The following is a 261-nucleotide window of genomic DNA, read 5'->3' on the forward strand; positions in this document are numbered from 1 at the left end:
GACCAACGGGCGCATCGATCTGACCGAAGCGGAAGGGTTGGCAGACCTGCTGGCCGCCGAAACCGAGGGGCAGCGTCGCGTGGCGATCGCCGCTGCCGAGGGGAATGTCAGCCGCTCGATCGAGGGCTGGATCACTGAGTTGGCGATCCTGTCGGCGCGTATCGAGGCGGTGCTCGACTATGGCGAGGACGATGCCGTCGACGAAGATATCGATGCCATAGCTCTCGATGCGCGAACGCTCGGAACATCAATCCACGACGT

Annotated in this window: 1 pseudogene; it reads left to right on the plus strand. The window is 63.6% G+C overall.

Annotation, left to right across the window (positions count from 1 at the left end):
• Positions 1 to 261: pseudogene (locus AC0IYH_RS32295) on the plus strand (hypothetical protein); the annotation flags it as partial.

The organism is Pseudomonas sp. AC463, from assembly GCF_979253585.1.